This is a genomic window from Dokdonella sp., from assembly GCF_017744955.1.
Taxonomy (GTDB): Bacteria; Pseudomonadota; Gammaproteobacteria; order Xanthomonadales; family Rhodanobacteraceae; genus Dokdonella_A.
Map to the genome: position 1 here is coordinate 274,850 of NZ_JAGIAG010000004.1, position 17,799 is coordinate 292,648.

At 70.6% G+C, this 17,799-nt stretch carries 14 protein-coding genes; 6 read left to right on the top strand and 8 right to left on the bottom strand.

Annotation, left to right across the window (positions count from 1 at the left end; translation table 11 throughout):
* The first annotated feature begins 145 nt into the window (after positions 1-145).
* Entirely contained in the window at positions 146-955 is an 810-nt protein-coding gene (locus tag J7520_RS11715; protein WP_291188434.1) for a cyanophycinase, read from the top strand.
* Positions 956-1,030: 75 nt separating this feature from the next.
* Entirely contained in the window at positions 1,031-1,804 is a 774-nt protein-coding gene (locus tag J7520_RS11720; protein ID WP_291188436.1) for an SDR family NAD(P)-dependent oxidoreductase, read from the top strand.
* Positions 1,805-1,819: 15 nt separating this feature from the next.
* On the opposite strand, the gene pmbA is transcribed toward J7520_RS11720, so the two are convergent.
* Complete coding sequence (pmbA, locus tag J7520_RS11725; protein WP_291188438.1) at positions 1,820-3,160, bottom strand: metalloprotease PmbA; 1,341 nt, start codon at positions 3,158-3,160, stop codon at positions 1,820-1,822.
* Positions 3,161-3,393: 233 nt separating this feature from the next.
* On the opposite strand from pmbA, the gene yjgA reads away from it, so the two are divergent.
* Positions 3,394-3,945 carry a ribosome biogenesis factor YjgA gene (gene yjgA, locus J7520_RS11730; RefSeq protein WP_291188440.1) on the top strand — a complete coding sequence of 184 codons (552 nt, stop codon included), beginning with the start codon at positions 3,394-3,396 and terminating at the stop codon, positions 3,943-3,945.
* Between the two features lie 12 nt (positions 3,946-3,957).
* Here the strand turns inward: yjgA and J7520_RS11735 are convergent, their stop codons facing one another.
* The 4 genes from J7520_RS11735 to rng all read right to left on the bottom strand — a co-directional run bounded on the left by J7520_RS11735 (position 3,958) and on the right by rng (position 12,157).
* Complete coding sequence (locus J7520_RS11735; RefSeq protein ID WP_291188442.1) at positions 3,958-5,175, bottom strand: hypothetical protein; 1,218 nt, start codon at positions 5,173-5,175, stop codon at positions 3,958-3,960.
* Positions 5,172-6,611, bottom strand: coding sequence for a metalloprotease TldD (tldD, locus tag J7520_RS11740; protein WP_291188444.1), 1,440 nt, complete (start codon positions 6,609-6,611; stop codon positions 5,172-5,174). Before tldD ends, J7520_RS11735 begins: the two co-directional genes overlap by 4 nt.
* A 146-nt stretch (positions 6,612-6,757) precedes the next feature.
* Positions 6,758-10,663: a YhdP family protein gene (locus tag J7520_RS11745; protein WP_291188446.1), complete on the bottom strand. Its 3,906-nt coding sequence runs from the start codon at positions 10,661-10,663 to the stop codon at positions 6,758-6,760.
* A 15-nt stretch (positions 10,664-10,678) separates the two neighbouring features.
* Positions 10,679-12,157 (bottom strand): ribonuclease G, encoded by a 1,479-nt coding sequence (gene rng / locus J7520_RS11750; RefSeq protein ID WP_291188448.1) that lies wholly within the window; start codon positions 12,155-12,157, stop codon positions 10,679-10,681.
* A gap of 200 nt (positions 12,158-12,357) precedes the next feature.
* On the opposite strand from rng, the gene J7520_RS11755 reads away from it, so the two are divergent.
* A complete protein-coding gene (locus J7520_RS11755; RefSeq protein WP_291188450.1) occupies positions 12,358-14,721 on the top strand; it encodes a tetratricopeptide repeat protein in 2,364 nt (787 codons plus the stop codon).
* Positions 14,722-14,833: 112 nt separating this feature from the next.
* Positions 14,834-15,316 (top strand): hypothetical protein, encoded by a 483-nt coding sequence (locus J7520_RS11760; protein ID WP_291188452.1) that lies wholly within the window; start codon positions 14,834-14,836, stop codon positions 15,314-15,316.
* 153 nt (positions 15,317-15,469) lie between these two features.
* Here the strand turns inward: J7520_RS11760 and J7520_RS11765 are convergent, their stop codons facing one another.
* A complete protein-coding gene (locus J7520_RS11765; protein ID WP_291188454.1) occupies positions 15,470-16,045 on the bottom strand; it encodes a Maf family protein in 576 nt (191 codons plus the stop codon).
* 246 nt (positions 16,046-16,291) lie between these two features.
* On the opposite strand from J7520_RS11765, the gene J7520_RS11770 reads away from it, so the two are divergent.
* Positions 16,292-16,651: a hypothetical protein gene (locus J7520_RS11770; RefSeq protein ID WP_291188456.1), complete on the top strand. Its 360-nt coding sequence runs from the start codon at positions 16,292-16,294 to the stop codon at positions 16,649-16,651.
* A gap of 33 nt (positions 16,652-16,684) precedes the next feature.
* Here the strand turns inward: J7520_RS11770 and rlmH are convergent, their stop codons facing one another.
* Together rlmH and rsfS are read right to left on the bottom strand one after the other, a co-directional pair.
* Complete coding sequence (gene rlmH, locus J7520_RS11775) at positions 16,685-17,155, bottom strand: 23S rRNA (pseudouridine(1915)-N(3))-methyltransferase RlmH (protein ID WP_291188458.1); 471 nt, start codon at positions 17,153-17,155, stop codon at positions 16,685-16,687.
* A gap of 201 nt (positions 17,156-17,356) precedes the next feature.
* Complete coding sequence (rsfS, locus tag J7520_RS11780; protein WP_291188566.1) at positions 17,357-17,689, bottom strand: ribosome silencing factor; 333 nt, start codon at positions 17,687-17,689, stop codon at positions 17,357-17,359.
* Positions 17,690-17,799: the final 110 nt, after the last annotated feature.

Consider the following 17,799-nt stretch of genomic DNA (forward strand, 5'->3'; position numbering starts at 1 on the left):
GCTGCTTCGACGACCGACGGCTGGCCATCCATTTCGCGCTGGATTGCGTCGTAGAAAAACCGAGCCGGATCCCGGCGTTCACGAGGATGACGAGGTCGTCGGAGGTTCCCTATACTCGCGGTTTCCTCGCCGCGAGCCGGTCCGAATGCCCGCCAAACTCGCTCCGGACCGCAACCGCGGCCTGATCATCGCCGCCGGCGATCTGCGCGCCGAAGCGGGCGCCTCGACGCTGCTCGCGCGGTTGTTCGCGCTGATCGGCACGCAGCCGCGCGTGGTCGCGCTGATTCCGACCGAAGCCGCCGACGACGACGTCGATTTCGACACCACGCTGTACAACGCCGGCGCCGGCGAAGTGCGCCGGCAGACGCTGCAGACGCGTGCCGACAGCGAGCAGCGCGCCCTGCTCGACGCGGTCGAGCACGCGCACCTGACCTTGCTGCTGGCCGAGCAGCCGCTGCGCCTGTCGACGCTGATCGGCGGCACCCAGCTCGCACGCGCGATCCGCCGCCGCAACGCCGAAGGCATGGCGGTGATCGGCGGCGGCGCCGGCGCGGCGGTGCTGTGCGAACACATGCTCGCGCACGGCGTCGAGGGCGCGACGCCGCGCAGCGGCGGCGCCAGCCTTGCGCCGGGCCTCGGACTCACCAACCGCATCATCGTCGACCAGGGCGGCCATGCCAGCGACCGGCTCGGCCGCCTGCTCGCCGCGCTGGCGCTGAACCCGTTCGCGCTCGGGCTCGGACTCGACGCAGCCACCGCCGCGGTGATCGGACCGGACAACGTGCTCGAAGTCGTCGGCAGCGGCGGCGTGACCCTGATCGATCCGGCCGAGATGCGCGACTCGAACGCCGCCCAACTCGAACACGGCGCGCCGATCCGCATCACCAACCTGCGCCTGCACGCGTTGACCGGCGGCGCGCGCTACGACCTCGACTTCCGCCGCACGGTCGACTGAGAACCCGCCGGCCGAACCTGGCGGTCCGGCGCGCTCGGTTAGAATCCGCGCCCGCTTCTTCCCAAGGAATCTTCCATGCAGCTCGATCAGATCAAGGCGGTCATCACCGGCGGCGCCTCCGGACTCGGTTTCGCGGTCGCCAGGCATCTCGTGGCGCACGGCGCTCGCGTCGTATTGCTCGACGTGAACGAAGCCAGGGGCGAAGCCGCCGCTCGTGAACTGGGAGCCGATGCTCGCCCAGCCTTCATCCAAACGGATGTCACGTCCGAAGACGACGTCGCGCAAAGCCTGAAGTCTGCACAGGAGGAAATGGGCGGCCTCAATGCCGCGATCAACTGCGCCGGCGTGCTCGGCGCCGGCCGCGTGCTCGGCAAGGAAGGGCCGATGCCGCTGTCGACCTTCGCCACCACCGTGATGATCAACCTGGTCGGCAGCTTCAACGTCGCCAAGGCGGCGGCGAATCTGATGCAGCACAACGCGCCGGGCGAGGACGGCGAGCGCGGCATCATCGTCAACACCGCCTCGGTCGCCGCCTACGAAGGCCAGATCGGCCAGGCCGCGTACTCGGCGTCGAAGGGCGGCGTGGTCGGCATGACGTTGCCGATGGCGCGCGAGTTCGCACGCATCGGCGTGCGCGTGATGACCGTCGCGCCGGGCGTCTTCCACACGCCGATGGTCGACGGCATGCCCGAGCAGGTCTACCAGTCGCTGTGCGCGCAGGTGCCGTTTCCCTCGCGCCTGGGCAAGCCGGAGGAATACGCCGATACGGTCGCCTTCATCCTGCAGAACCGCTATCTCAACGGCGAAACGATCCGCATCGACGGCGCGATCCGGCTGCAGCCGAAGTAATCGGACGGAAGGACACTACTCGCCGGCGACGGTCATGCGTTCGAGCAGGATCGAGCCGGTGAGGATGTGCGAGCGCGGATCGACGTCGCGGCCGACCGCGACGAGATTGGCGTACATCTCGCGCAGGTTCGAGGCGATGGTGATCTCCTCGACCGGATGGACGATCTGCCCGTTCTCGACCCAGAAGCCGGTCGCGCCGCGCGAGTAGTCGCCGGTGATCAGCGACACGCCCTGCCCCATCAGCTCGGTCACGACCAGGCCGGTGTGCATGCGCCGGAGCAGCGCGGCGAAATCGTCGCCGCCCGGCTCCACCACGACGTTGTGGATGCCGCCGGCGTTGCCGGTCGAGCGCAGGCCGAGCTTGCGCGCCGAATAGCTGCCGAGGATGTAGCGCGCCAGCACGCCGTCGGTGATCAGGTCCGAGTCGCGCGTGGCGACGCCTTCCGCGTCGAACGCGGTGGAACCGTGGCCGCACGGGATGCGCGGACGCTCGACGATGCGCATCCATTCCGGAAAGACCTGCTTGCCGACGTGGTCGACGAGGAAACTGGTCCTGCGGTAGAGCGAACCGCCGCTGGCGGCGGAGAGGAAGTGCCCGATCAGGCCGCGCGCGACCTCCGGCACGAACAGCACCGGACAGTCGCGCGTCGACAGCCGCCGCGCGCCGAGCCGCGCCACCGTGCGCTGGGCCGCCTTGCGCCCGATCGACTCGGCCGAAGCGAAATCGCCGGCCGCGCGCACGCTGTCGTACCAGTAGTCGCGCTGCATGCCGCCTTCGTCCTCGGCGATCAGTGCGACCGACAGCGAATGGTGCGTGCCGCGTTCGGTGCCGACGAAACCGAGCGAGTTCGCGTACGCGGTCATCGCGGCGCCGACCTGCACCGAGGCGCCGTCGGAGTTGTCGATGCGCGGATCGAAGGCGCGGCCGGCGTCCTCGATCTCCAGGCCCAGGCGGATCGCTTCCTCGGGCGTGATGTTCCATGGATGCCACAGGTCCAGGTCCGGGATGTCCTTGGCCATCAGGTCCGCGTCTGCGAGGCCGTTGGCAGGGTCCTCCTCGGTGTAGCGCGCGATCGCGCAGGCGTGCTCGATGGTCTGTTCGATCGAGGCGGGATCGAGATCGGCGGTGCTGGCCGAGCCCTTGCGCTTGCCGAAGTAGACCGTCAGCGACACGCCGCGGTCGCGCGTGCGCTCGACCGTCTCGACTTCGCCGAGGCGCACGCCGACGCTGAGGCCGGAATCGACGCTGGCGGCGACGTCGGCCTCGCTGGCGCCCTTGGCGCGGCAGCGGCGGATCACGTCCTCGGCGATCTGCGCGAGGCGGTCGAGTTCGACGGAAGCGGCATCTGGGTTCATTACGGTATTCACGGACTGTCCTCGATCGCCGTGGCGGCCTTCGCCGCGATACGGCATGCTTTTGATCTGCTCACGCCCGCGCGAGCGGGCATCCATTGTGATTTCGGATGACAACCTGCATCCTGCACGCCGCCCACGGGCCATCCGCTGCGCGGTTGTCCGCCGAGGCATCCCGCCCTCGCCGTCCCGCTTCCGCGGTCCCGACGTCAACCAGGCGCTCCATCTGTCCACGAATGCACGACACCGACGATTTCGACGACGAGTTCACCGGCCCGAGCCGCAGCCAGCTGCGCCGCGACGCGCTCGACATCTTCAAGCTCGCCGAGGCGCTGGCCTCCTTGAGCGACGCGCAGCTCGCGCGGGTGCCGCTCGACGAAGACCTGCTCGCCGAGGTGCAGCGCACGCGTGCGATCACGTCGCACATCGCGCGCAAGCGGCAGACGCAGTTCCTCGCCAAGCAGCTGCGCAAGCAGGACGACGAGGCGATCGAGCCGATCCGCAAAGCGCTGGCGCACGATCGCACCGCCGCGCATCGCGAAGCGGCCGCGCTGCACCGCGTCGAGGTCTGGCGCGAGCGCCTGCTCGAGCAAGGCGACGAAGCGCTGGCCGAATTCATCGCCGCGCACCCGGCCGCCGACCGCCAGCAACTGCGCCAGCTGGTGCGCAACGCGCTGGCCGAGCGCAAGGCGAACAAGCCGCCGCACGCGTACCGCGAGCTGTTCCGCGCCCTGCGCGACGCGACGGCCGCAGCCGTCGACGAGATCGACGACGCGGCCGAAGAATGACGCCTGGCGCGCTCAGCGTGCCGCGACATACGGATTCCTGCCCAGTGCCGCCAGCGCGGCCCACGCCGTCGCGCCGAGATGCGGCAGGCGGAAGTAGTACGCGCCGGCCGCGAGCCCCGTCGTGATGCGCGCTTCGCGCGTCGCGTAGACGTAGCCGTCGGCACTGAATTCACGCGCGATGCATCCCAGGCGCCGCTCCGCCGCCGCGCGATCGCCGCGCACGCGGTAGGCCAGCGCCGCCTGCGCGGTGCCTTCGAGCCAGACGCCGTCGCGGTCGGCGTCGAAGTCGAAACCGCAATCGACGCTATGCGCGCGTTCGGCGTAGGCGAGCGCGCGTTTCCATTTCGATTCGGCCTGCGGCACCAGCTGCGACCAGAGCTGCACGTCGAGCGCGGAGGTCTGCAGGTTCGGCTGCGCGCCGTCGACGCCGGTGCCGATCGTGAAGCGGTCCTCGCGCTCGTCCCATTGCGTGGCGAGGAATGCGCGCGCCGAGGCCGCGTACGTCGCCCATTCGCCGCCGCGGTCGACCGCGGCGAGCCCGTCGAACAGCGCGACGAGATCGAGCGCGTGCTCGGTCGACTTCCAGTCGAGCGGCACCGGCGCCTCGTCGAAGCCGTCCACGCCGCCGCGGAATCCGCCGGCGCCGCGCGTATCGGCGGTGTGAACGACGATCCAGCGGCCGAGGCCGCGCGCCGCGTCGAGCCATTTCGCCTCGTGCGTCGCGCGGTGCAACGCGAGCAAGGCCAGCGCGGCCCAGGCGACGTTGCCGGTCGCGGTGCCGGCCTGGTAGCCGTCCTCGACCCAGCGCTGCTGCGACGCGTCCCACCAGCCGTTGCGCAGCACCTTACCGTCGACGGGACCGGCGCGATACGCGTTGCGCAGCCGCGTATCCGTCGTCGCGGCGAGGCGCAGTGCCTCGCCGACGCGCAATGCCTCGGGCAGCGCGCCGCAACCGTCCAGCGCGATCACCGCCAGCGCCTCGTCGTAGACGAAGGCCGCGGTGCGCAGCGCCGGTTCCTGTGGCTCGGCCCCGCCCTGCCCGCCGTCGTAGCTGCGCAGGAACAGCGGGCCCTTGCCGGGCGCCGCATCGACGCGGCTCTTCAGCGCCGCACAGCTTTTCGCCGCAACCGTCGTCACGGCCGCCTCACGCGCCTGCGCGAACGCCGCGACGGAGCACAACGCGAAGACCACCAGCCAGCATCCGCCGCGCAAACGGCGCGCCAGCGTCATGCCGCGGTGCCGCCGACGGTCATGCTGTCGATCTTCAGCGTCGGCTGCCCCACGCCGACCGGCACGCTCTGGCCGTCCTTGCCGCACACGCCGACGCCCTCGTCGAGCTGCAGGTCGTTGCCGATCATCGAGATGCGCTTGAGCACGTCGGAGCCGGAACCGACCAGCGTCGCGCCCTTGACCGGGCGCGTGATCCTGCCGTTCTCGATCAGGTAGGCCTCGCTGGCCGAGAAGGTGAACTTGCCATTGGTGATGTCGACCTGACCGCCGCCGAAGTTGACCGCGTAGAGGCCGCGCGAGACCGACTCGATGATCTCGCCCGGATCGCGCGAACCCGGCCGCATGTAGGTGTTGGTCATGCGCGGCATCGGCAGGTGCGCGAACGATTCGCGGCGGCCGTTGCCGGTCGAGCGCATGCCCATCAGGCGCGCGTTGAGCTTGTCCTGCATGTAGCCCTTCATCACGCCGTTCTCGACCAGCACGGTGCATTGCGACGGCGTGCCCTCGTCGTCGATGCTGAGCGAACCGCGGCGGCCGGCCAGGGTGCCGTCGTCGACGACCGTGACGCCGTCGGCGGCGACCTTCTCGCCGAGCATGCCGGCGAAGGCCGAGGTTTCCTTGCGGTTGAAGTCGCCTTCGAAGCCGTGGCCGATCGCCTCGTGCAGCAGCACGCCGGGCCAGCCGGGGCCGAGCACGACGGTCATGTTGCCGGCCGGCGCCGGCACCGATTCGAGGTTGACCAGCGCCACGCGCACCGCCTCGCGCGCGAACGCGTGCGCGCGGCCGTCGGCGAGCAGTTCGTCGAAGCCGTAGCGTCCGCCGCCGCCGTGGCTGCCCGATTCGCGGCGGCCGTTCTGTTCGGCGACGACCTGCACGTTCATGCGCACCAGCGGCCGCACGTCGGCGGCGAGCGTGCCGTCGGACTGCGCGATCAGCACGGTGTCGAGCGCCGCGGCGAGGCTGACGATGACCTGCTTCACGCGCGGATCCTGCGCGCGGCAGTACGCGTCGACCTCGCGCAACACGGCGATCTTCGCCTCGTTCGACAAGCTGTCGATCGGATCGATCGCCGGATACAGCGCACGACCGCTGGCGATCGCCAGCGGCTTGCCGACGCCGTTGCTGCCGGCGCGCGCGATCGCACGCGCGGAACCGGCCGCTTCGAGCAGGGCCGGCAGCACGATCTCGTCCGAATAGGCGAAGCCGGCTTTCTCGCCGGACAGCGCGCGCACGCCGACGCCCTGCTCGATCGAGTGGTTGCCGTCCTTGACGATGCCGTCCTCGAGCAGCCACGACTCGCTGCGCGAGTGCTGGAAATACAGGTCGGCGGCGTCGATCGACGGCCCCATCAGGCGCGCGAAGAGGCCGTCGAGATCGCCGGTGGCGAGACCGCCGGGGCGCAGCAGGCGTTGTTCGGCTTGGGTGATCAGATCCATGGGGGCTGTGATTGGTGATTCGTGATTGGTGATTCGTAAGAGCGACGCCGGCGACGGGAGGGGGCGGCTTCGCTTTTACGAATCACCAATCACCAATCGCCAATGACCGCCTCAATGGGGCCGCGCATGCTGCAGCGCAATCCGCCTCAACGCAAGTCCTTGGACTTCGGCGGGTTTTTCTTGCCCGAATCGCCGCTCTTGGCGTCGCGCGACTCGCGTGCGACGGCGACGATGCGCGGCTTCTCCCAGCTGCCGAGCACGTGGTAGCGCATCGAGATGACCTTGCCGAGCGGCTTGTGCAGGATGCCCTGCATGACCAGGCCGGCGGCCGCGCCGACCGGGCCGCCGGCGATCGCGCCGACGATCGGCAGCGTCACGCCGGCGTGCGGGCTGACCGTCATCTGCTGGTCGTAGTCCTTCGCGCGCAGGCCGGTGCGGCCGGTGACGACGATGTCGGCGGCCGGACTATTGATGATCAGGCCGTCGGTGTAGGCATTGCCGTCGGCGAGCCGGAACTTGCCCTTGATCGAGTTGAAGCTGAGGCCGGACTTGAAGAAGTCGCTGAAGTCCAGGCTCAGGCGGCGCGGAATCTCGGTCAGCGAGAGCAGGCCGAAGATGCGCCCGGCGCCGGGTTCCACCTCGGGGAAGCGGCCTTCCGACACGTCGATGTCGAGCGTGCCGTCGAGCCGCGGCAGCGCGAACGCGGACGGCGGGCCGACCCAGGACGCATCGATCGTCGCGCGCGCGGCGCCGCCGTCGATCAGGCCGGAGAAGCCGAGCGCGGTCATCATCTGGCCGAGGTTCTTGGCGGTCAGCTCGATGGCGAGCTTGGAGCGGTTGTTCTTCGCCACGCCGGTCCATTCGCCGCTGGCCTTCATCTCCATGTTCGGCGAACGCGCCTGCAGCTTCTCGATCTGCATGCCGTTGGCGATCGGATGGCTCTCGAATTCGGCGGCGCCGAAACTCGCCTTGCCGAGGCGGAAATCGTCGACCACCAGATGCAGCGGCGGCAGCGAGGACGGCGCGGTGTCGGCGAGCGTGCCCTTGTCGTCGTCGCCGCTGGATTCCGGCGCCTCCGGCCAGTACACGCGCTGGAACCTGGCGCTGACTCCCTGGCGCGCGAGATCGGTGTTCGGAATCGTCAGCGTGCCGGCCGCCGCCGCGCCGTCGAGGCGGATGGTCGAGGCGGCGGCGCTGCTGTCGACGACCAGGCGCATCTCGCCGAAGCCGCGGCCGCCGACCAGGAAGTCGTCGATGCGCAGGTCGATGCCTTGCAGCAGGCCGCCGATGCCGCCGCCGGCGTCGCCGCCGCCGAGGCGGGTCAGGTCGATCCAGCCGCCGGCGTCGAAGTTCGGTGCGCGGCCGCCGATCGACACGCCCTGCGCCGGCGGCGCCGACGGCGTCGCTTTGCCGAACTCGATGCGCGCCGCGAACGGACGCTTGGCGTCCAGCGGATGCACCCGGGCGGTGACCAGATCGGCAAGCGTCGCCTCGACGATCTGCCCCGCATACGGCAGGTCGAGCGCAAGCGTGAACGGCAGCGCCGCATCCGCGCTCTTCGCCAGCGGCGCCGGCAGCTCGATCGCGGTGCCGCGCAGGTCGCTCTGCAAGGTCAGGCGCTTGCGGCCGCCGGCGGCGGCGGTGTCGATGTCGACACCGGCGTTCCAGGTCGATTCGCCGGGAAACTTGACCAGCGCCGGCAGGATCGTCGGCACGTCGGCGAACACCGTCGTGGCCGGGTAGCGACCGGTCAGGCGCGCTTCGAAGGCGTGGCGGGAGTCCGCGGCCGCGCCGCCGATCGCCAGCCCGAGCTTGGCCGGACGGCCGCGGAATTTCGCGTCCAGCCCGTCGACCTTCATGCCCTTCTGGTTGAAGCGCAGCTGGCCGGCGACCTCGTCGAAGTGCAAGTTGTAGGCGCGCTGGTCGACTTTCGCGCCGGCGAGATCGACCGTGCCGTCGAGCGCCAGCGTCTCGACCTGCTTGATCGGCAGGTTCAGCTTCAGCGCGACCGTGCCCTTGCCGGCGATCTCCAGATCCTTCAGCGCATCCTCGTTGCGCTTGCCGATCGGCGTGGCGCGCAGGAAGCCGAGCAGGCTCGCGCCGCTGCCCTCGCCTTTCAGCGCGAGGTCGAGGATCGACTGGTTGAAGTCGGCGATCGTCGCGCTGGCCTCGCCGATCTCGTTGCCCATCGATTCCGCCGCGGCGACTTCGACCTGCATGCCGCTGTTCTCGAACGCCGCGAACGCGTGCACCTTTTCCGCGCGCGGCCAGTTCGCGTCATAGATCAGATCGAGATCGGCGACCTCGGCGCGCGCGATCATGCGGCCGGAATACTCGCGGAACGGCCAGTCGGCCAGATCGCCGCGCAACGCCGCGCGCGCGCCGACGAGGCGGCCGCCGACGAGACCGCGGTCGAGCCAGGCGATCGCCTTCGGCGACATGTTGGTGGTCGGCCAGAACAGCTTGGCGGCGACCACCTCGCCGTGCGTGACGACCGTGTACAGATCGAGGAACGGGCGCCGGCCGGCTTGCAGCACGACGTCGCCGCGCAGCTCGCCGCCGTAGCCTTCGCCCTCGAAGACGAGCCGGTCGGTCCCGACGTGCCAGCCGTCCTCGTCCGGGCGCACGATCACGTCGCCGCCGAATTGCGAGAACAGGAACGGCTTGCGGAACACGCGCGGATAGTCGATGCGCAGCGCCTGCGGCGGCAGCTCGAGCAGGATCGCCTGCGCGTCGCCGTGCAGGTCGAGGTCGAGCGATGCGGCGCCCGGAACGCGGTCCGCGTCGGCGAGATCCAGTCCGCGCAGCTGCGCGTCCGCCTCGAAGTCGGCCGCGCCGCTCCAGCGCAGTCCCGCGTTCGCGACCAGACCGCGCGGATGCGCCAGATACAGCCAGCGGCGCAAGCCCTCCGGCGCCGAGGCGAACAGCATCGCCAGGCTGCCGATCGGCTCCAGCGGCAGCGCGGTGGCGCCGGCGCGATAGCTCGGATGGTCCGCGTCGCCGCGCCGTTCGATGCTGATCCGCGCCGGCGTCATCTGCTTGTCGGCGTCGGCGAGGAAATCGGCGAGGTCGAGATTCCAGCCGCCGTCTTCGCGCCGCCAGCGCGCGACGAAGGCGAGCCGCTCGAACGCGGCGCGCGGGGCGACCTCGGCCTTCTCGTCGAACGGCGTCTTGCCGTCGGACGCAGGTTTTCCTTCCAATGCAATCGGCACGACGCCGCCGAACTGCGCCTCGCGCAGATCGACCTTGGCGCGCACGTCGCCGAGGCGCGCCGCGTCCACGTGCGCCCACACCTGCACGTCGCCGCGGCCGCCGGTGACCAGCACGCCGCCGGGCGTCTGCCGCGCGCCGGCGCGCGCCAGATCGAGATCGCGGCCGCCGAGGTAGATCTCGCCGGAGCGCCGGTTGACGTCGAGGTCGGCGACCAGTTCCAGCGGCGGCGAGTCGCTGCCGAGCAGGCGCACGCGCCCGACCACGCGCGTGATCGCGCCGCGATTGAGCAGGCGCAGCACCGGCACGCCGAGCTGCAGGTCGAGGTCGTGTTCCGCATCGACCACCGAAAACTTCGAATCGCGGATCTCGATCGCGCCGAGCGCGCCCATCGAGAACGCCTCGTCGCCACCCTGCGACGCGAGATCCAGGCCGTGCAGGTGCCACGCACCGTCGACGCGCGCCAGTTGCAGGTCGAGTCCGCCGATGCGGAATTCGCTGACCGCGTGATTGCGGCGGAACCACGCCCACGGATCGAAGGCCAGCTCCGCGTTCGGAACCGTGAACGGCGCACCCTGGGGATCGGCCGCGGCGATGCGCACGTTCTCCAGCGTCAGCACCGGGCCGCCGCCGATCCACTGTCCGCGCACCTGGCCGATCGCCACGCTGCGCCCGAGCCGCTGCGACAGCCACTGCTCGACCTGCTGCGGATGCCGTTCGACCCACGGCAGCGCGAGCTGCACCAGGCCGGCGAACAGGCCGAGCACGATCACCAGCGCACTCACCGTGGCCAGCGCGGCGAAGCGCAGGCGGTGCAGGCGCGCCCGAAGAGCCGTCGTCACGCGGCGTCCCCGGCGTTACAGCACGACCACATCGTATTGTTCCTGCGAGTAATGCTCTTCGGGCTGGAAGCGGATCGTCTTGCCGATGAACTCCTCCAGCTCGGCGACGGCGGCGGAGTCCTCTTCGAGAATGCGGTTGACGACCTTCGGCGCCGCCAGCACGAGCAGCTGCTTGGCCTCGAACTGGCGCACCGCGCGGGTGATCTCGCGGAAGATCTCGTAGGTCACGGTCTCGGCGGTCTTCAGCGTGCCGCGGCCGCTGCAGGCCGGGCACGGCTCGCACAGCTGGTGTTCGAGGCTCTCGGTGGTGCGCTTGCGCGTCATCTCGACCAGGCCGAGCGAGGACATCTCGTACACCGTCGACTTGGCGTGGTCGCGCGCCATCGACTTCTGCAGCTGGCGCAGCACCTGGCGCTGGTGCTCGGCGTCGGACATGTCGATGAAGTCGATGATGATGATGCCGCCGAGATTGCGCAGGCGCAGCTGGCGCGCCACCGCCTGCGCGGCTTCCAGGTTGGTGCGGAACACGGTTTCCTCGAGATTGCGCGAGCCGAGGAAGGCGCCGGTGTTGACGTCGATCGTGGTCATCGCCTCGGTCTGGTCGACGATCAGATAACCGCCGGATTTCAGCGGCACTTCCTTGCGCAGCGCCTTCTGGATCTCGTCCTCGACGCCGTTGAGGTCGAAGATCGGCCGCTCGCCCGGGTAATGTTCCACCCGTTCGGCCAACTCCGGCATGAACTGCTGCGCGAAACGCGAGGCACGCTCGAAGGTCTCGCGCGAGTCCACGCGCACCTTCTCCACCGACGGCCGCATCAGGTCGCGCAGCGCGCGCAGCGGCAGGTTGAGATCCTCGTAGATGCAGCGGCCGACCTTGGCCGTCTCGATGTCGGCCTGCACCGCCTTCCACAGGCGGCCGAGGTAGTCGATGTCCTCCGCCAGCGCCTCGCGCGATTCGCCTTCGGCGTTGGTACGCACGATGTAGCCGAAGCGCGTCTCGCCGAGCAGCTCGGCCAGCGTCTCCTTCAGGCGCGCGCGCTCGGCCTCGTCCTCGATGCGCACCGACACGCCGAGCACCTTGCTGTAGGGCAGCAGCACCAGGTGCCGCGAGGGGATCGACAGGTGCGTGGTCAGGCGCGCGCCCTTGCTGCCGATCGGGTCCTTGACCACCTGCACGACGATTTCCTGGCCGTCGCGCACCAGCTCGCCGATCGGCGGCGGCGGCGCCGGCGCGCTCTCGCCGTTGTCGCCGATCAGCGGCGAGGTCAGCCGCACGATGTCCGAGGCGTGCAGGAACGCCGCGCGCTCCAGGCCAATCTCGACGAAGGCCGCCTGCATGCCCGGCATCACCCGGCTGACCTTGCCCTTGTAGATGTTGCCGACGTAGCCGCGCCGGCTCGCCCGCTCGACGTGCACCTCCTGCAGCATGCCGTTCTCGACCAGCGCGACACGCGTCTCCCGCGGGGTGACGTTGATCAGGATTTCTTCGGACATGAAAGCACTTGGCGGGGGAAGCTGATGAGACTTATAGCTTTCCGGGCGCGTTCTTGTCGAATGAAACGCCGCCGTTGCAAGAATTCTTTGCCCCGGACGGGCAAACGCCGCAACGTCGCCCGCGCGCCCGCCCCGCGCGCGGTCCGACCCGGCACCCGTGATCGCTTAGAATCCGGGGCCCGCACCACCCCGGAACGAGTTTGTCCACGCCCTCGCGCTTTCGCACCGGCGAGTACCTGATCGACCTCGGCGCCCGCGAGATCCATCGCGACGGGCACCCGGTCGAGCTCGAAGCGAAAGTCTTCGACCTGATCGCCGTGCTGCTGCAGGATCGCGACCGCGCCCTGTCCAAGCGCGAGCTGAACGCCGTCCTGTGGGGCGACCGTCCGGTCACCGACGCGGCGCTCTCGCAGCAGTTGCGCAAGGCGCGCCGCGCGCTCGGCGACGACGGCGACGCGCAGCGCGTGATCCGCACCGTGCACGGCCGCGGCCTGCGCTGGGTCGCGCCGGTCACCGCCGAAGCCGATGCCGACGAGACGGCGCCGCCATCGAGCGCGGCGCCGCTTGCGCAGCCGAATCCTCCCGTCGATCCGCCGCCGGCGACCAGCGCCGCGCACGGGCGCCGGTATCTCGCCGTCGCGTTCGCCGCCGTGCTGCTGCTCGCCGCCGGCTTGCTGTGGCGACAGGCGCCTTCCCTGCCCGCCGCCGGTCCGCCGCAGCGTATCGCCGTGCTGCCGGTGGTCGATCGCAGCGGCGACGCCACGCTGGCCTGGACGCGCAATGGCCTGATGGGGCTGATGACCAGCCTGTTCGGTCAGCCCGGCAAGGCCGAGATCGCCGCCGCCGCCAGCGTGCAGGCCGTGGTCGGCGACCGCGCCGAGACCGACGCCGCCAGCCTGCAGACGCTCCGCCGCGCGCTCGGCGCCACGCATTTCCTGGCCAGCGAGCTGCGCCGGCTCGGTCCGGTCTACGAGCTGGACGTGCGCCTGATCGCCGACGGCGGCGCCGAGCGCCGCGACACCCTGCACGGCAGCGAACCGGCCGCGCTGGCCGCCGACGCGGTCGCGCGCGTGCGCCGCTGGCTCGACCTCGAGGCGCCGCCGCCGGCCGACGTCGGTGCCGCCGGCCGCGCCAATCCGTTCATCGCCGAAGCCTACGCGCGCGGCCTCGACGCCCAACTGCGCGGCGACGCGGCGACGGCGAAGAAGTACTTCGCGATCTGCCTCGACCACGATCCGGGGCTCGCCTGGGCGCGGCTCGGCCTCGCCACCGCGCAGGCGCGCAGCGGCGAGGCGGCCGAGAGCCGCGACAACGCCGGCAAGGTCGCTGCCGCCGCGCGCGAGCGCGGCGACGCCGAGCTGCTGGCGGTGGCGCTGAAGCAGCTCGCCTCGCTCGCCTTCGCGCGCGGCGACCTGGACGCCGCCGCCGCGCTGCTCGACGAGGCGCTGGCGCAGCTGCCGGCGAAAGGACAGCCGCTGGCCCTGATCGACCTGCTGGTCGCCTACGGCTCGATCGAGGACGAGCGCGGCCGCTTCGCCGAGTCGCGCCGGCATTTCGAGCGCGCGCTCGAACTCGCCCGTGCCGCCGGCAGTCGCCGCGGCGAGGCGCTGGTGCTGGTGAATCTGGCCAGCCTCGACAACGGCGCCGGCGACGCTGCCGCCGCATCGACCGCGCTGCGCACCGGCCTCGACGCGGCGCGCGCCGCCGGCGATGCGTATCTGGAAGGCGCCACGCTCGGCAATCTCGGCGCGACCGAGGCCAACCAAGGCCGCCTGCTCGACGCCAGCGCGCTGTTCAAGCAGGCGATCGCGCTGGCGCGCACGCGCGGCGACCTCAATCTGCAGATGCTCACCGGCACCCAGCTGATCTGGACGCTGGCGCCATTTGAGCGGCGCGAGGAAGCGCGCGAACTCGCCGCACAGGTGCTGGCCGCGGCCGAACGCGAGAAGAATCCGTACTGGCAGGCCGAGGCGCGCTGGGCGCTGGCCGGCCTCGCTGCGCGCCGGCACGATTGGCCGCGCGCCTTCGAGGAACTCGACCAGGCGCGCCGGCTCTACGCCGAGGCGGCGATCGAGCGCAACGTCGTGCAGGTGCTGGCCGACACCGTCGCGACCGCCGCGCAGGCCGGCGACGCGCCGCGCGCGCAGGCGGCCGCGAACGAGTTCCGCCGCCGCACCGCGAACGGCGCCGAAGCGGCGCACTGGCGCGCCTGGCAGCCGCTGATCGCCGCGCTCGAACGCGGCGCCACCGGCGACGTTGCCGGGGCCGCCGACGACCTGGCGCGGCTGCTCGACACCGACGGCCACGCCAACGGCGCGGTCGCGCAGGCCGCCCTGTTCCAACTCGGCCGCTGGCAGCTGGCGCTCGACCGCCCGGCCGACCTGCTGGCGCGGCCGCAATGGAAACCGTGGCTGGAGCAGCATCCCGACGCGATCGCCCTGCGCATCGCCGCGCTGCGCGCCACCGGTCGCCACGCCGACGCCGACGCCGAGCAGGCGCGTCTCGACCAGCTCACGCAATCGCCCGAGCTGGAGTTCGACGCGCGCTGGCTGGCAGCGTTCTGAATCCGCCGCAGCCGCGCCGGATCACGCTTCGTCGCGACCGCGTCATGAAACCGTCAAGACTCGCGCGGCGCCGGCACGGTGCAATGCGACGGCCATTCCCCCGGAGAATCCCATGCTTCGCGCCTCGCTCGCCGCCGGCCTCGCTCTCGTCCTCGCCGCGCCTTCGGCCCACGCCGAAATCCTGGTCCGCCGCGTCGATTTCCCGGATACCGCCAGCTACGCGTTCACCTTCGGCTACTTCGGCGACGAGAACGGCCCGATCACCGGCCGCATCATCGGCACCACCCTGGTCATCCACTACACCACCGAAGGGACGCAGGACGCGGCCGACTTCTACTACACCTTCGACGTGCCGGTGCTGGACGCGCCGGAGACGCAGGTGCGCCTCGAAGGCGTCGATCTCGGTTGGTCCGGCCAGAACACGTTCGACTACGTGATCGAGAACACCGACCGCTTCAACGGCACGATCCGCGAAGGCCGCTTCGGCACCGAGATGGCCGGCGGCGGACGCTTCACCGATTCCTACATCGAGTTCACGGTCGATGCCGACGTGCGCGATCCGATCTTCGCCGACGATTTCGAACCGGTCGAATAGCCGCGTCGGGGAATCCCGCGACGCGGATCATCCCTGCGGCTGCGGCGAGCGCTCGGCGCGCTTGCAGCGGGGTGCATCGGGACTTTCCTGCGCGGTCGGGAACACCGTGGATTCCCGCTCGCGCGGGAATGAGGGGATTTCCCGGCGCACGCGTCAGCCGACGCCGAAGCGCCGCAGCAGTTCGCCGGTCTCGTACAGCGGCAGGCCCATGACGCCGCTGTAGCTGCCCTCGAGGTGGCGCACGAAACGGCCGGCGCGCCCCTGGATCGCGTAGGCGCCGGCCCGTCCGAACGCCTCGCCGCTGGCGACGTAGGCGGCGATGGCCGCCTCGTCCAGCGGCATGAACTCGACCGTCGACAGGCTGGTGGCGTGCTCCTCGCGGCCCGCGCTGACGATCCACACCGTCGACACCACGCGGTGCGCGCGGCCGGACAGGCGGCGCAGCATCGCCGTCGCGTCGGCGGCGTCGGCGGGCTTGCCGAACACCTCTTCGTCCAGCACCACCTCGGTGTCGGCGCCGAGCACCAGCGCGTCCGGCACCGCGCCGAGCTGCAGCAAGCCGGCGCCGGCCTTCTCGCGCGCGACGCGGCTGACGTAGTCCTCCGGCGATTCGCCCGGCTCGCGCCGCTCGGGCACCTCGACGTCGACGAGTTCGTAGTCGACACCGATCTGCGCGAGCAACTCGCGCCGGCGCGGCGATTGCGAAGCGAGGAAAAGCCGGATCGTCATGAGTGTGGCTCGCGCTGCGGCAGGGCTGCGCAGCCTGCCGTGCCTGCCGCGCCGAAGCAATCGACGCCTCGGTTTTGCGCCCTTCCGCATCGCTCATCACGACACGCGGTGAAAATCCGTGAAGAAGCTTCGATCGAATGCAACAAATTGAAATGGGAGGACTTGTTTACCGCGGTTCCTCCCACAGAATTCGCGCACGTCATCGCGGCCGATCCGCGAACTGCCGCACACGGGAAAGGAAAAACCATGATCGTCACCACCTTGGGACTGCTCGCCGCCGCTTCGCTGCAGGTGGCGCGCTTCGGCCCGCACCAGAACATCGTCGTCGAGCGACTCGACAACCAGCCTGCGATCTCCGCCTACGGCGACGCGCACGTGGTTCGCCTGCGCGGCTCCGACGCGCAGTTCGCGCGCTGCGTCTCGGACATCCGCGCCGGCCACGCGACGGAATGCGCCTTCGCGCACAGCGGCACGCTGGACTTCCGCCCGCTGGCGGACGGCCACTACGAGTTCCGCTTCAACGACGCACTGAAGGCCAACGTCGTCGATTTCGTCGTCGACGCGGATGGACTGAAGAGCGCGCTCGACGCGATGGCGAACATCTGATCGCCCGAGCGGAACGCCTGCCGCGCCTGCTGCTCAGGCGCGGTGGTAGGGGTGCCCGGCGTTGATCGACGTCGCGCGATAGAGCTGCTCGGCGACCACCAGCCGCACCAGCATGTGCGGCAGCGTCAGCGGCCCCAGCGACCAGCGCTGGTCGGCGCGCGCGAGCACCTCGGGCGCGTGGCCGTCCGGGCCGCCGATCAGGATCGCCAGATCGCGGCCGGACATGCGCCAGCGCGCGAGTTCGGCGGCCAATTGCTCGCTCGACCAAGGCTTGCCGCGACCGTCGAGCGCGACGAGATGAGCATCCTTCGGCAGCGCCGCCAGCACGGCCGCGCCTTCGTCGACGATCGCGCGCGCCACATCGCGTCCCTTGCCGCGATTGCCGAGCGGGATTTCGACCAGGTCGAGCGGAAGATCGTGCGACAGGCGCTTGCGGTATTCCGCGAAGCCCTCGGCGACCCAGGCCGGCATGCGCTCGCCGACCGAAATCAGGCGAGTTTTCACGTGCGGCCTCCGAAAGGATCGTCATTCCCGCGAACGCGGAACGGCGGGTCGGGCGGCCGCGCGGCGATACGAGAAAGCCCATCATCCGCGAAGCGAATGGCCCGCCGGACCGCCCGCGGAACGCGGGCCGTCATCCACGCCACCGTTTCGACGGATGCCCGCGTTCGCGGGCATGGCGTCGGTTGACGGCGGAGTCGTCTCTCAGACCGCAGCGGCGTATTCGGCGTCGCCGACCGTCCACAGCCGTTCGAGACCGTAGAACTCGCGCGTGCGCGGCAGCATCACGTGCACGATCACGTCGCCGAGATCGACCAGCACCCATTCCGCCTCGCGCTGGCCTTCGACGCCGATCGGCGGCAGGCCAGCCTGCTTGGCCTTCTTGACGACTTCGTCGGCGAGCGACTTCACGTGCCGCGTCGACGTGCCGCTGGCGACCACCATCAGGTCGGCCACCGAGCTCTTGCCGCGCACGTCGATCTCCTGCACGTCCTTCGCCTTCAGGCCGTCGAGCGCGTCGATCACCACGTCGCGCAGACGCTCGGTCGGATCGACCTTCTTCTTCGCTCGTGGCTTGGCGACCGACTTCACCGCGGCGGGCTTGACGGCGCGCGGCGCGGCGTTCTTCTTTTTCGGGGCCACCGCCT

What these genes read in the sequence shown, in the direction of transcription:
- J7520_RS11715 (WP_291188434.1), top strand. Translation starts at nt 146, where the DNA reads ATGCCCGCCAAACTCGCTCCGGACCGCAACCGCGGCCTGATCATCGCC.
- J7520_RS11720 (WP_291188436.1), top strand. Translation starts at nt 1,031, where the DNA reads ATGCAGCTCGATCAGATCAAGGCGGTCATCACCGGCGGCGCCTCCGGA.
- pmbA (WP_291188438.1), bottom strand. Translation starts at nt 3,160, where the DNA reads ATGAACCCAGATGCCGCTTCCGTCGAACTCGACCGCCTCGCGCAGATC.
- yjgA (WP_291188440.1), top strand. Translation starts at nt 3,394, where the DNA reads ATGCACGACACCGACGATTTCGACGACGAGTTCACCGGCCCGAGCCGC.
- J7520_RS11735 (WP_291188442.1), bottom strand. Translation starts at nt 5,175, where the DNA reads ATGACGCTGGCGCGCCGTTTGCGCGGCGGATGCTGGCTGGTGGTCTTC.
- tldD (WP_291188444.1), bottom strand. Translation starts at nt 6,611, where the DNA reads ATGGATCTGATCACCCAAGCCGAACAACGCCTGCTGCGCCCCGGCGGT.
- rng (WP_291188448.1), bottom strand. Translation starts at nt 12,157, where the DNA reads ATGTCCGAAGAAATCCTGATCAACGTCACCCCGCGGGAGACGCGTGTC.
- J7520_RS11760 (WP_291188452.1), top strand. Translation starts at nt 14,834, where the DNA reads ATGCTTCGCGCCTCGCTCGCCGCCGGCCTCGCTCTCGTCCTCGCCGCG.
- J7520_RS11765 (WP_291188454.1), bottom strand. Translation starts at nt 16,045, where the DNA reads ATGACGATCCGGCTTTTCCTCGCTTCGCAATCGCCGCGCCGGCGCGAG.
- J7520_RS11770 (WP_291188456.1), top strand. Translation starts at nt 16,292, where the DNA reads ATGATCGTCACCACCTTGGGACTGCTCGCCGCCGCTTCGCTGCAGGTG.